Here is a 13,275-nt window from a genome sequence, read left to right as displayed (position 1 = left end):
GAAGGCTCGTCCTCGGCAACCTCAGAACTTCGTCTTCGGCCGCTCCTGCAGGACGCCGTCGACGAAGATGTCAACCTTCTCGCTGTAGAAGCAGACGAGACCGGCGACCTTACGGCTCTCGTCCAGTGGGGTCGGATACGACCAGGCCAGATCCGGGTGGAGTTCGCCGCCCGCGCGGACCGACCAGTACTCCGCGGTGCCCTTGTACGGGCAGTGCGTCACGTTGTCGGTGTGTTCGAGCAGGTCCATCCGGACATGCGGCTTAGGCAGGTAGTACCGGACCGGCAGGCCCGTCTCGAACAGCAGGCGCGGGCTCGACGACTCCGCGACCGTCACCCCGTCCACCTCGACCCGGACATGGCGTGACGCCGCGAGAACGTCCACGCGCGTGTGCGGGTCACGGGGGTGGACGAAGACCTCCTCGTCCTCCTCGAACCACGCGTCCATCGCGTTCCAGTCAAGCCGGACGAGCCCCGGAAGCTCAGTGTGGCGGAGCGCGGCGCCGGGGGCCTGCGCCCCGTCCACCTTCACCGTGTAGGCGGTGGATTCGCCCCGGCTCGGCGAACGCTTGCCCGGTCCGTCCTCGACGAGTTCGGCCCGGACGTCCTCTTCGGGGAAGTAGTAGGTCGGGTAGTAGGGGATCTCCCAGACGAGCGACGGCCGTGTGGTGTCGGCCACGAGACGGCCGCCGAGATACGTCCGGACGCGCTTGCCGCTTTCCTCGATCCGGAGGCTGGTCTTCCGCGATGTGCCCATGCCTGGGCAACCAACCGCATGGAGGACCTATTTCATTTAATTCTCACACTCGCCTCACGAGAGGCACATGCGCGCCCAACAACCTCATCCGCATGAATCGGACTCTCCTGGTCAACGGTGCGCTGGGCGCGCTGCTCGTCGCCGGGGCCGGCACCGCATATCTGACACTCGGCGACGGAGGCGGCGACGCCGTCGCGTCCACCAGGCCCTCGTCCGTCTCGCGCGGGACGGTGGTCTCGTCGGTGTCGGCGTCCGGCTCGGTGGAAAGCGCCCGTAGCCGTTCCCTGTCGTTCGGCGCCTCGGGGACGGTCGCCAAGATCTACATCAAGGCGGGCCAGAAGGTGGCGGCGGGCGACGTCCTCGCCCGCCTCGACCAGACCGAGGCGATCGAGAACGTGAACGCCGCGAAGGCGAACCTGGCCGTCGCCGCCGAGGGGGACACCTCGTCCGACAAGGGGTACGCCAGCTACGTCCAGGCGCAGAACTCCTACAACTCCGCTTTGCGCGCGTATCAGGGGACCGTCCTGAAGGCGCCGTTCGCTGGGACGGTGACCGCCGTCAACGGGACGGTGGGCGGTAGTTCCAGCGGCTCGTCGTCCTCCTCTACGTCCTCGTCCTCTTCCTCGGGGGCGGGTTCGGGGGCCGGGGCGGGAGCCGGCGGTTCGTCGTCCTCCACTTCCTCGTCCTCTTCGGGATCGGGTTTCGTCGAGCTGGCCGACACCGCGCATCTCCAGATCGAGGGCGACTTCACCGAGGCGGACACCACCAAGCTGAAGGCCGGCCAGTCCGCGACGATCTCGTTCGACGCGCTGACCGGCAAGACCGCCACCGGCAAGATCACCGCGGTGGGGCTGTCGCCGACGACCACCGACAACGTCGTGAAGTTCCCCGCCACGATCTCGCTGAGCGACGTCCCGTCCGGTGTCCGGCTCGGGCAGACCGCCACGGTCGAGATCACGGTCGCGAAGGCGGAGAACGTCCTCTACGTGCCGAGCGCCGCGGTTAAGACGGCGGGTGGGCAGAGCACGGTCACCGTCGTCCGGAACGGCGAACAGATCCCCACCACGGTCGAGACCGGCGTCAAGGGCGACCAGGGCACCGAGATCAAGTCGGGCCTGAACGAGGGCGATCAGGTCGCGGTCACCTCCACCACCGGCTCCGGGACGACGGGGACCAACGGCCGCCAGGGCCTCCCGGGCGGTGGCGGTGGTCTCGGGGGCGTCCCCGGCGGCGGAGCCCCGGGCGGCGGGGCCCCGGCCGGCGGAGGCCGCCGATGAACGCGCCCGAGCCTTACAACCCGTCCCAGCCCCCGACCCCGCCCGCGGGGTCCGGCAGGGCAGAGGCCTGGCCAGGCCGATCCGGCAGGGCTTGGCCGCCTTCGCCGAGCGGGCCACCCGCTTCGCCCGGGCCACCCGACGGTGCAGGCGCTTCGTCGGTGATGTCCGGCGGGGTGCCGGCTTGGCCCGATGAAGCGGGCGGCGGTTCGGTTTGGTCCGGGAAACCGGGCGGGGCCGGGTCTTCACCCGGGATGCCGAGCAGAGTGCCAGCTTCGTCCGATGGGCCCTCCGAGGCGAAGGCTTCGTCAGGGGAATCCAGCAAGAGGTCGGCTTCACCTGCGGAGACAGGGAGGAAGCCGGTTCCGTCGGGGATGCCGGGCGCCGGGTCGGATCATCGTGGTGCCGGGTATCCGGCGACGCCCGTCCCGCGGGGGCGCCGGCCGACGGGTCCGCCATTTGTGCTCGACGTGCGCGACGTGACCAAGGTGTACGGGACGGGCGACACGGCCGTCCATGCCCTGCAAGGCGTTTCGCTGACCGTGGAACCCGGCGACTACGTGGCGATCATGGGCGCGTCCGGCTCCGGAAAGTCGACGCTGATGAACATCATCGGCTGCCTGGACGTGCCGAGCGGCGGCCGCTACCTCCTCGACGGCATCGACGTCGTCGGCCTGGACGAGCGGAACCTCGCGATCCTGCGCAACCGGCGCATCGGGTTCATCTTCCAGTCGTTCAACCTCATCCCGAGGATGACCGCGCAGGCCAACGTCGAACTGCCGCTCGCCTACGGCGGGATCAAGGGCACCGAGCGCCGGCGCCGCGCCCTGGCCGCACTCCGCGAGGTCGGCCTCGCCGATCGCACCCGGCACGAGCCGAACGAGCTCTCCGGCGGCCAGCAGCAGCGCGTCGCCGTCGCCCGCGCCCTGGTCACCGCGCCGACGCTGCTCCTCGCCGACGAGCCGACCGGCGCCCTCGACAGCGGCTCCACCGCCGACGTCCTCGGCGTCTTCGACCGGCTCAGCCTCGCCGGCCGCACCATCGTCGTGATCACCCACGAGGACGACGTCGCCGCGCACGCCAAGCGGATCGTCCGGCTCGTGGACGGCCGCGTCGTCGAGGACGTCCGGCGCGCACCCGTCGCCGCCCCGCCGCCCACCGTGTCCTGGACGACGGAGGGCGCTCGGTGAGCCCTTTCGAAATCCTGCGGTTCGCCCTGCGCGGACTGTCGGCCAACAAGCTGCGCAGCTCCCTCACCACGCTCGGCATCCTGATCGGCGTCGGCGCGGTGATCCTGCTCGTCGCGGTCGGCAACGGCTCGTCCGAGCAGATCAAGAAGAGCATCCAGCGCCTCGGCGCCGACTCGCTGACCGTCACCCCGTCGACGACGGGCGGCGGCCGCGGCTTCGGCGGCTTCCCCGGCGGACCGGCGCAGAGCGGGACCGACTCCGGCCCCCGAATCCAGGCCCGCGACCTCACGGCGCAGGACGCCGAGGCCCTCACGGCCGCGACGTCCGTCAAGAGCGCCTCACCGGTCGTGACCAGCCAATCGGTCACCGCCGGGTATGAGGGAACGAGCGCCACCATCAACCAGTTCGTCGGGACGACCCCGTCCTATTTCGCCGCCGCGAACAAGACGGTCGCGTCCGGCACGGCGTTCACGGACGCCGACGCGACCGCCGCGCGCAAGACGGTCGTGATCGGCAGCACGGTGGCGTCCGACCTGTTCGGACGCGTGAACCCGATCGGCAAGAAGATCGACGTCGGCGGGATACGGTTCACGGTCGCGGGCGTCCTCAAGGCGACCGGCTCCTCGTCGTCCACCTTCTCCGATCCGGACAGCATCGCCGTCGCGCCACTGGCCGCCGTCCAGGAGACCCTCACCGGCTACGGCGCGCTGGACCAGATCATCGTCCAGGCGAAGGACAGCGACGCCGTCGACACGGCCCAGGCCGAGATCACCGAGATCCTCGGCCAACGGCACGACACCGATTCTTCGGGCGCCGCCGACTTCACGGTGTCCAGCCAGGCGAGCGTCCAGTCGGCGGTCAGCGAGTCGAGCCGGACCTTCACCGTCCTGCTCGGCGCCGTCGCCGCGATCAGCCTCCTCGTCGGCGGCATCGGCATCACCAACATCATGCTGGTCACCGTCACCGAACGGACCCGCGAGATCGGCATCCGCAAGGCCATCGGCGCGCCACGCGGCGCGATCCTCGGCCAGTTCATCGCGGAGGCCACCGTCCTCAGCCTCATCGGCGGCCTGCTCGGCGTCCTCGCCGGCGTGGTCGGCAGCCTCTTCACCATCGTCGGCGTCAAACCCGTCCTGGTGCCGTCGTCGATCGTCCTGGCCCTCGGCGTCTCGGTGGCGATCGGCCTGTTCTTCGGCAGCTACCCCGCCAACCGCGCCGCCAAGCTCCGCCCCATCGAAGCACTCCGCCATGACTGACCCCCAAAGGACCACCATGCCCCTCCCAGCCCTCCCACCCGGACCCCCCAGCCTCAACCCAAACGTCACCACCCCAACCACCACCCCAACGATGGGGCCGGCGTGAGCAAGCGTTTCAGGGGGCGTGGATCGGCCGCCCCAGACGAGCAACTCGAACCCGCTGGTCCGTCCCTCACCGGCCGAGCGGCCACACCGAGACCGCAGACCACGCCGGGAGCGCAGACCACGCCGGGAGCGCAGACCACGCCGGGAGCGCAGACCACGCCGGGAGCGCAGACCACGCCGGGAGCGCAGACCACGCCGGGAGCGCAGACCACGCCGGGAGCGCAGACCACGCCGGGAGCGCAGGCAACGCCGGGCGTGCAGGGCTCGCCGGGGGCGAAAGGTATGGCGGGAGCTCAGGGGAGGGCGGACGGTTCCGCGACGGATGCCGAGCTGCTGGCAAGTTCGCCGTTCGATGAAGATCTTGACGCCGAGCTGGCGGCACGGCCGCAGCGGCGATCTCTGCCAGGGCCGACGCTCTACCTCGCGGCGGGAATCGTTCTGGTCGCCGGGTTCCTCGGTGGTGTCCAGGCACAGAAGTGGTCGTCGGACGGCTCACGTCCGTCCGGCGCTGGAGGTCTGGCGGCCGGGCCTGAAGGCGGACGTGCCAGATCCGGCTACGGCGGCGCGCCGGGCTACGGCGGAGCGGCGCCCGGCTTCGGTGGCCAACCCGGCGGAGCGATGCCCGGAGGCGGCCAAGGAACCGCTCCAGGCGGCGGGACGGGGACCGTTGGAACCGTCACCAAGGTCGTCGGCGACGCCCTCTACCTGCGCACATCGTCCGGCAAGACCGTGAAGGTCAAGACGAGCGGCACGACCAGGGTCCGCATCACCAAGGACGGCGAGCTGCAGGACCTCGGCAAGGGCTCGACCGTCGTCGTGCGCGGCTCCACGGGCACGGACGGCACGGTCACCGCGTCCGCCGTCACCGAGGGCTCGGCCCGCTGACAGGGCCCCAACACCGAACAAGGAGAACCATGGCGATGAACAACGCGAACGCACGCCGGATATTCGGCGTCCTGGCCGCCGGCGGTGTGCTGTTGCTGAGCACAGCGTGTGGCGGCGGCGACAAGGCGGACTCGGGTTCCGGCAAGGCGGCCGGCGCCGACCCGATGGCGTCGTTCCGTGCCTGCCTGGAGAAGCAGGGCGTCAAGATGCCGCAGGGCGGCAACGGCCCCGGCGGTGGTGCGCCACCGTCCGGCCGCCCGACCGGGGCCCCGACCGGCCGTCCGAATGGCACTTCGACCGCGCGTCCGAGCGGAAGGCCGACCGGCCGTCCGACGGGTGCTCCGTCCGGCCGGCCGACGAGATCGGCGGCCGAGCAGAAGGCGATGCAGGCGTGCGCCTCCCTCGCCCCGCAGCGCGGGACCGGCGGTGGCCAAGGCGGCCCGCCCGGGGGCGCCCCGCAACAAGGCGCGCCCCCGGCCTCCTGACAGAAGCGCTGGCTGGCCACGCCGCGGACGGGCAGACCCACGCCGCTGACGGGGCGGACCACGCCGCTGACGGGGCGGACCACGCCGCTGACCGTCAGTCTCGTGGCGGTCTCCTCGAGAATGGGCGGTCTCCCCAGAGGGTGGGCGGTCTCCCCGGGGATGGCGGTCTCCCCTGCGAGGCACATCTCACGGCGTGGTGAGCGGGGCCTGCTTCGGTCTGTGGGGGACGGCAAGGATCGGGATCAAGCAGAGGAGCAGGATCGCCGCCGCCCACCAGAAGGTTTCGGTGAAGGCGTTCGTCAGGAGCGTCGGCGTGTCCGCCGTGCGGTGCGCGGCGGCCTCGTCCAGGTTGCCGGACGCGCCGGGGATCTCGTCGCGGATTCCGATCTGCAGGACGACCGCCGTCAGCGCCGTGCCGAAGGAGCTGCCGACGCGGATCAGGATGTTCGCTCCGGTGGTGGCCCCGGGTACCGCCTCCCGGGGCAGCCCCTGGTAGACCATCGCCATCAGGCACGGGGCGATCATGCCGTGGCCGAGCCCGACGACGAACATCGCGCCCATGATCAGGCCGCGCCCGGTGTCCGGGGAGAGAGTGGTGAGGGCGACGGTTCCGGCGAGTACGCAGAGGACGCCGCCGATGGCGAACCAGCGTCCGCCGAAATGGTCGGCCAGCCGCCCCGACACCGCCATGGTGATCATCGCGCCGATCCCCATCGGCGCGAGCAGCCAGCCCGCGTCCAGCGCGGACTCCCCGCGCACGATGCCCGCGAACAGCGGGATGAGGATCATGACCCCGAACACCGCCGCGCTGTAGAGGAAGAACCCACCGGTCGCGGCGGTGAAGGCCCGAGTGCCGAGACGGCGTAGCGCGATGAGCGCGTCGTCGCCCTTGCGGAACGCATGCACGGCGAACGCCACGACGAGGACGCCACCGGCGATCGCCGCGGAGAGGAAACGTCCGCCCGTCAGGCTTTCCCCGTTCCCGGCCGCCGACAGGGCGTACACGAGAGCCGCCAGACCGGGGGAGAGCAGCAGCATTCCGACGACGTCCAGCCGGGCGTCCGCGCTGCGCTCGTCGTCGCGCGGCAGCATCCGCAGCGCGGCCAGCAGCGCCACCGCGCAGAACGGGACGTTGACGAAGAACATCCAGCGCCAGCTCAGATTGTCGACGATCACGCCGCCGAGCAGAGGGCCGAGGACCGGCGCGAGCATCGCGGGCACCGAGATGATGCTCATCACCCGTCCCATCCGGTCGGGGCCGGCCTCCTGGACGAGCATGGTCTGCCCGACGGGCATCAGCATCCCGCCGCCGAACCCCTGCAGGACGCGGAACGCGATCAGTGCGGGCACCGACCACGCGAGCCCGCACAGCAGCGACCCGCTGATGAACAGTGCGAGCGAGACGAGCCACATCGTCCGGGTGCCGAACCGCCGCACCGACCACGCGGTCATCGGAATCGCCATCGACAGGGCGAGTGTGTAGCCGGTCACGACCCACTGGATGGTCGAGAGCGAGGTCTCGAAGTCCTGGCCGAGGGACGTGATCGCGACGTTGACGATGGTGCTGTCGAGGACGGTCATGATCGCGCCGAGCACCACGACGACCGCGAGGTTGCGCAGGCGCGGGTCGATCCCCTCCCCGCGGGTCGGCGGTGCGGTTCCTGTCGTGGTCATCCGGGCGCCCCCTCGGTTTCCGTACGCTGTATCGGTCACACCATACACCGTATCCGCGAATCCGTACACCGTATCGATACGCCGTATCGCGTACGATCCAGTTGTGACGGAAAAACCAAGGTCAGGCGATGTATGGACACGTCCGCGCGGTGGGCGGCGCCCGAAGCTGACGCGGGAGGCGATCGTCGAGACGGCGATCAAGGTGGCCGACGCCGAGGGCCTGGACGCGGTGTCCATCCGCCGCATCGCCGGAGACCTGGGCGTCCGCGCGATGAGCCTCTACACGCACATCGACGCGAAGGAAGACCTCCTCGACCTCATGTACGACGAGGTCGCAGCGGAGGTGCTGGTCAAGGGCGAACTGCCGGACACCTGGCGGGAGGCGATGTTCGAGGTCGCCGACAGGGAGCGCCAGGCGGGCCTCAGACACCCGTGGATGCTGGAACTCGCCGGGCGCTCACCGCGCATGGGGCCCAACGGGCTGCGTCATGTCGAGCAGTCCCTGGCGGCGGCCGGCCGGCTCACCGACGACCCGGAGAGCATGCTGGCGATCGTCAAGACGATCGACCACTACATGTTGGGCTTCATCACGATGGAGCGGCATCTCGGTGAGGACGGTCTGCGGGGTGCCAACACGAGCCCCTTGGAGCAGGACTACGTCCGGCGCCTCTTGGAGCGCGGTGAGCTCCCCCACCTCAAACCCTTCGTGGACACGGGCCTCCACCGTCGTGACACTTTTGAGCAGGGGCTCAACTGGCTGCTCGACGGCATCGAACACGAATACCGACGGAAGTAGCCTCAGGCACTGTGCCGACGTAGCGTAGGCGACGGCGTACGTGCCGCTACGACGAGACGGGGACCAGGTGCGGGCAACGAGGTTCATCAGCGTGGCCGCCGTGCTGGCACTGGCGACGGCCACCGGTTGCGATGGCGCCCACAAGGGAGAGGCGTCGTCGCCGGTACCTGCGGGCCTGGCGTCCTTCTACGGTCAGAAACCTTCCTGGAAGGACTGCGGGGGCGGTTTCGAGTGCGCAACCGTCCAGGTTCCGCTGGACTACTCCAAGCCGTCGGGCGAAAAGGTCGGCATCTCGGTCGTCCGGCTCCCTGCCGAGGACAAGTCCGCCCGGATCGGTTCGCTGCTCACGAACCCCGGCGGCCCTGGCGGTTCCGGTGTCGACTTCATCAAGCAGTCAGCCAGTGGCTTCGGGGACGAACTGCGCCGCCGCTTCGACATCGTCGGCTTCGACCCGCGCGGTGTGGCGGCCAGTGACCCCCTTCGCTGCAACACCGGCCCCCAGTTGGACGAGTTCTTCGCCACCGACGCCTCCCCAGACGACCAGAAGGAGACCAGCACACTCGGCGGCGAAAGCAAGGCGTTCGCCGAGCGCTGCAAGACCAAGGCCGGATCGGAACTCCCCCATGTCGGGACCGCTGACGCCGCCCGCGACATGGACGTCCTGCGCGCAGCCCTGGGCGACAGCAAGCTCACCTACTACGGCGCCTCCTACGGCACCTACCTGGGCGCCTCCTACGCCGAACAGTTCCCCAAGAACATCCGTGCCTTCGTCCTGGACGGCGCCGTCGATCCCAAACTCTCGTCCACCGAGCTGCTGATCGAGCAGGCGAAGGGCTTCGAGACCGCCCTCCGCGCGTTCGCCGACGACTGTGTGAAGTCGGGCGGCTGCCCCTTCGGCACCACGGCGGACGCGGTCATCAACAAGATCGCGTCCTTCCTCGCCGCCACCGACAAGAAGCCCCTCTCCAACACCCGCGACTCCCGCAAGGTCACCGAATCCCTGGCCGTGATGGGTATCGCCAGGGCCCTGTACGTCAAGCAGTACTGGCCCGTCCTGCGTCAGTCCCTCATCCGGGCGATGGAGAAGTCCGACGGCACCTACCTCCTAGCCCTCGCGGACGAGATGGTCGAGCGCAAGGCCAACGGCTCCTACAGCAACCAGACCGACGCCAACATGGCCGTCAACTGCGTCGACAAACCCAACCCCCCGAACCTCGCCACCTACGGCAAGGCCGCCGCCGAAGCCAAGAAGGTCGCTCCCCGATTCGGCCCCTTCGTCGTCTGGGGCGGCCTCCCATGCGTCTACTGGCCCGTCCAGACCAAACAGGAGCCGAAGCCAGTCACCGCCAAGGGCGCCGCTCCCATCGTCGTCATCGGAACCATCCGCGACCCCGCAACGCCGTACAAGTGGGCGCAGAGCCTCGCCGGCCAGCTCTCCAGCGGCGTCCTCCTCACCTTCGACGGCGACGGGCACACCGCCTACCTGCAGGGCAACTCGTGCATCACCAAGGCGACCGACGACTACCTGACCACGACCAAGCCGCCCAAGGACGGGACCACCTGCCGCTGAATAACCAGTGCGCACCCACCCCCGAAGACCCGGTAGACTGCTTCCGGCCGTGCCCCGCACGGCACGCCGCCTTAGCTCAGTCGGCAGAGCGATTCACTCGTAATGAATAGGTCATCGGTTCGATTCCGATAGGCGGCTCCCAGCTCAGAGGCCCATCACGATCATTCGCGATGGGCCTTCTGCATGACTGCCTGACACATTGGCTGACTAGAGCCGCGTCAGAGAACCTTTGGCCGGGGGGTGGCGGCTGGACATGAGCGCTCGACACTGGCTGATCACGGGCGCTCGGGTGCGAGCAACTTCATACTTTGCGGAGTCTTACCGCACGACGCCGACTACCTTCGGCCGGACGGAGTGGTCCTGCAGGCAGATTCTTCTCGGGGTGGCTCGTCCGCCCAGTCGAGCCAGTGGCCGAAGGGTGATCTGGCGCCGACCGAGTCCGGATGGATCGGGCCACCCCAGCCAGTAGCGACCAGGTAGCCGTCTTCGTCGCCGTGCCACTTCTCGCGGACGAGGAGCTCGTCAGCCGCCTGTGCCTTGTAGTGCGCCCCGGAGCACGGTCGTGGTCTCGTCATCGATGCTCTCGACCCGAGACCGGCCGCTCTTGGTCGCCCGTTCGATACGTTCGCCGGCGACCACGCCCGCTGGCCGCTGATCGTGATCTGCTTCGCGTCCAGATCAAGGGCGCTCGACGATCGACCGCGGCCGGCCCGGACGCCGGGGTGCGGCCTCGTCGGTCCGGTCCCGCCGCCCGGGCGGCCCTTGCCAGCGCGACGCCAGGAAGCCGAGAAGGTTCCCCATGACCCCGGCGGCTCCCATGACGTCCGTGCCGGCAGTGATCAGGTGGCCTTGCCAGGGGCGATGTAGAGGTTCATGTCGGTGAAGTCGAGGGTGATGTTGTAGGGCTTGAAGAAGCAGTGGGCGAAGTGGCCGATCGTGTCGAACCCCGGCCCGTAGGGCCAGGGCACGTTGACCGGCATGTTCGGGTCCGTTTCGCAGTAGACCTCGTTGGCGATGGCGTCGCCGAGGCGGATCTCCTTCGGGTAGCAGGGGTAGGTGGTGGTCGCATGGCTGTGGGCGAACGTCTCGAGCGGGCGGTCGTAGTCGGTGCGGACGCCCAACTGCTTGGCCACCTCACCGGGCATGCCCGCGGTGGTCGCGCCGCTGCTCCCGCCGAAGTTCACGCCCATCACCCGCGGGCCGGAGCCGGCGATGCTGCCCATGCTGCTTACATCGTGGTCACGTGACAGCCACAGCGGCAGGCGCTTGGCGCCCGCCCGTGCGGCGTCGGCGCGTACCCGTCCGGCCGTCTCGGGAGTCGGGCGGCGCAGGACCAGTGACCGGCCCGCGTAGTCGAAGGTGGTCAGCAGGTGGTAGAAGACCCACGTGCCGATCAGGCCGTCGCTGTCAGTGCCGACATCTTCGCCCGACTCCGTCGACGACCAGCCCACGGGGACGTTGCGCAGTTCGATGCCGCCCAGCTTGAAGGAGTCCAGCACCCCGTAGTACACCCATATGGCGGTGCCTTCGAAGTCGGTCTTCTCCTTGTATACGGGGCTCAGCCCGGCTTCCTTGGCCACCGTCGCGGTCACCTGCAGATTCGGGGCGCCGGTGTAGAACGTGAAGCGCTTGGACGGTCCGTTGTTGACCGAGGCCTCCACCAGCGGTTCCGGGTCCATCTGCAGCCATGGCACACGGCCGATGTCGCCGTGAATCTGATACGGCTTGCCGCGGATTGCCGCGAACCATTTCGCGTAGCCTTCCTCGCCGGCCGCTTGCCAGCGCGCCACGGAGAGGGAGAACTTGTCCTGTCGGATGTAGCAGTCGCCCAGCAGCGCGTTGGTCTCCTTGTCACCGGGCGCCAGTTCGAGGGCCATCGTGAGGTACTTCTCCGCGTCGGGGAACTTGTTGGCCAGCAGCCCGACGTAGCCGCGCTGGCGCGCCGCGTGCAGGTTCGTGGGGTCCTTTTTCAGGATCTCCTCATACGCGCGACCGGCCTGCTCGAACTTCCCGGCATTGAACAGCGCATCCGCGTCACTGTCGTCGGCGCGCGCCGTAGCCGCCTTGCCCAGCAGCGGTGTGGCGACGGCCGCACCGGCCACCACGGCCGCGCCCCGCAACAGCGAACGCCGGTCCCATTTCCCGTCATCAGCCACCGGCCTTCCTCTCTTCCGTGATCACCTTCCGAAGCCGGGGCACCAAGCCCTCGACAGGGACCGCTGTGGTCCGTGCCTCCATAGAAGACGGGAGAGTGTTGCAGTGGCGTATGCGATTTTCGGTACGCCCGCGATACACCCGACCCCCGGCATCAAGGAACCGGCACACGCCGGTGAGAAGACCCCGCCGCCGGTGACCGCGACAGCCCGGCTATTGCACACGTCGCGAGTTGGGTGGTGTCGTGACGAGCCAGGTGCGTCGATGATTCGGGACGATGAGGTGCGGTGTACGCGGCCAGGTAGCTTGGGCGTGCTCGAAGCGGAGGCTCACAGCCGCTCAGCGTGATGGCCGAGTTGGCGTGCCCCCAGCCGAGCGGCCACGACGTGCACATGGCCGCCCGGCGGGAGGCGAGTCGTCACGTGGGTGTGGTGCAGGTGGTGGACCCGAGCATGGGGGAGCCGCTCAGCCGGACGCGGCGTCGATGAGGCGAGCGGTGATCAAGTGGCCTGTACGCGGCCTGATCACCTGACGGGCGTGATCGGAATCAGCCCCAGTCGTACGCCACATAGTCCGCGTAGATCCAGCCCTTCGTGCTGGGCCAGTCCGTGTGGTACCACAGGTTTCCGTAATTGTTTATGCATGACTTGTCGACATGGATGAGCTTGCCGTAGCTGAACCTTGCGAGAATGCTAGATGACCCGTAGTAGTTCGAATGCACCGGAGCGCTGCTGACGACGACTTCCATAATCAGGTCACGGCCGGAGCATGAAGCCGCGGCGGCACTGGGCGTAGTAGCCAGAGCAGGCGCGGAAATCATCGACGCAACCACCATGGATACGGCTCGCTTGCGCATTGTTCCTCCTTCGGTCGAGGTCGCCGGTTCGGGAATGAGGCCACAGCTCGGGCGATTGCCGTTGGCGGCCAGAGGACCTTTCGTGCGAGTTGCGATCATGGTGATCTCACCCATATTCGGTGTCAAGAGTCGATGGCTCTCATTTTTGGCGTCAGGTGGTTGCCCGGCGGCCGGGGACTGCTTTTCGTAGCAGGGTCGACACTGGGTGCGCTTGGTCGGCAGTGGGCGATCGACGGTTTCAGTCAGTTTTTTGGCTGCCCGAATCTGCGAATAG

The 13,275-nt window shown here is 69.0% G+C and carries 11 protein-coding genes and 1 tRNA gene; 8 read left to right on the top strand and 4 right to left on the bottom strand.

Annotated features, from left to right (window positions below):
* Nucleotides 1-21 precede the first annotated feature (21 nt).
* Nucleotides 22-756 (bottom strand): DUF427 domain-containing protein, encoded by a 735-nt coding sequence (locus ACQPXG_RS43415; protein WP_433464965.1) that lies wholly within the window; start codon nt 754-756, stop codon nt 22-24.
* Between the two features lie 92 nt (nt 757-848).
* On the opposite strand from ACQPXG_RS43415, the gene ACQPXG_RS43410 reads away from it, so the two are divergent.
* The 5 genes from ACQPXG_RS43410 (at nt 849) to ACQPXG_RS43390 (ending at nt 5,951) form a co-directional block, all read left to right on the top strand.
* Nucleotides 849-2,033, top strand: coding sequence for an efflux RND transporter periplasmic adaptor subunit (locus ACQPXG_RS43410; RefSeq protein WP_433464964.1), 1,185 nt, complete (start codon nt 849-851; stop codon nt 2,031-2,033).
* A 458-nt stretch (nt 2,034-2,491) separates the two neighbouring features.
* Nucleotides 2,492-3,220: an ABC transporter ATP-binding protein gene (locus ACQPXG_RS43405; RefSeq protein WP_433464963.1), complete on the top strand. Its 729-nt coding sequence runs from the start codon at nt 2,492-2,494 to the stop codon at nt 3,218-3,220.
* The gene (locus ACQPXG_RS43400) at nt 3,217-4,476 is read left to right on the top strand and encodes an ABC transporter permease (RefSeq protein ID WP_433464962.1); all 1,260 of its coding nucleotides are present in this window, start codon (nt 3,217-3,219) and stop codon (nt 4,474-4,476) included. Before ACQPXG_RS43405 ends, ACQPXG_RS43400 begins: the two co-directional genes overlap by 4 nt.
* A 387-nt stretch (nt 4,477-4,863) precedes the next feature.
* Nucleotides 4,864-5,466 (top strand): hypothetical protein, encoded by a 603-nt coding sequence (locus tag ACQPXG_RS43395; RefSeq protein WP_433464961.1) that lies wholly within the window; start codon nt 4,864-4,866, stop codon nt 5,464-5,466.
* Between the two features lie 35 nt (nt 5,467-5,501).
* Nucleotides 5,502-5,951 (top strand): hypothetical protein, encoded by a 450-nt coding sequence (locus ACQPXG_RS43390; RefSeq protein ID WP_433464960.1) that lies wholly within the window; start codon nt 5,502-5,504, stop codon nt 5,949-5,951.
* A gap of 186 nt (nt 5,952-6,137) precedes the next feature.
* Here the strand turns inward: ACQPXG_RS43390 and ACQPXG_RS43385 are convergent, their stop codons facing one another.
* A complete protein-coding gene (locus ACQPXG_RS43385) occupies nt 6,138-7,625 on the bottom strand; it encodes a DHA2 family efflux MFS transporter permease subunit (protein ID WP_433464959.1) in 1,488 nt (495 codons plus the stop codon).
* Between the two features lie 103 nt (nt 7,626-7,728).
* Between ACQPXG_RS43385 and ACQPXG_RS43380 the strand changes: the two genes are divergently transcribed.
* The 3 genes from ACQPXG_RS43380 (at nt 7,729) to ACQPXG_RS43370 (ending at nt 10,129) form a co-directional block, all read left to right on the top strand.
* Nucleotides 7,729-8,421, top strand: a complete 693-nt coding sequence (locus tag ACQPXG_RS43380) for a TetR/AcrR family transcriptional regulator (RefSeq protein WP_433464958.1) — start codon at nt 7,729-7,731, stop codon at nt 8,419-8,421.
* 67 nt (nt 8,422-8,488) lie between these two features.
* Complete coding sequence (locus ACQPXG_RS43375; protein ID WP_433464957.1) at nt 8,489-9,991, top strand: alpha/beta hydrolase; 1,503 nt, start codon at nt 8,489-8,491, stop codon at nt 9,989-9,991.
* A 65-nt stretch (nt 9,992-10,056) separates the two neighbouring features.
* Nucleotides 10,057-10,129: transfer RNA gene (locus tag ACQPXG_RS43370), tRNA-Thr, on the top strand.
* 701 nt (nt 10,130-10,830) lie between these two features.
* Here ACQPXG_RS43370 and ACQPXG_RS43365 read toward each other — a convergent pair.
* Together ACQPXG_RS43365 and ACQPXG_RS43360 are read right to left on the bottom strand one after the other, a co-directional pair.
* A complete protein-coding gene (locus ACQPXG_RS43365; RefSeq protein WP_433464956.1) occupies nt 10,831-12,147 on the bottom strand; it encodes an aspartyl protease family protein in 1,317 nt (438 codons plus the stop codon).
* A 545-nt stretch (nt 12,148-12,692) separates the two neighbouring features.
* The gene (locus ACQPXG_RS43360) at nt 12,693-13,115 is read right to left on the bottom strand and encodes a hypothetical protein (RefSeq protein WP_433464955.1); all 423 of its coding nucleotides are present in this window, start codon (nt 13,113-13,115) and stop codon (nt 12,693-12,695) included.
* Nucleotides 13,116-13,275 lie beyond the last annotated feature (160 nt).

Source organism: Spirillospora sp. CA-128828, assembly GCF_050945415.1.
Lineage (GTDB): Bacteria > Actinomycetota > Actinomycetes > Streptosporangiales > Streptosporangiaceae > Spirillospora.
The sequence above is the reverse complement of the archived record's forward strand: the minus strand, read 5'-3'. Positions and strand labels throughout refer to the sequence as shown.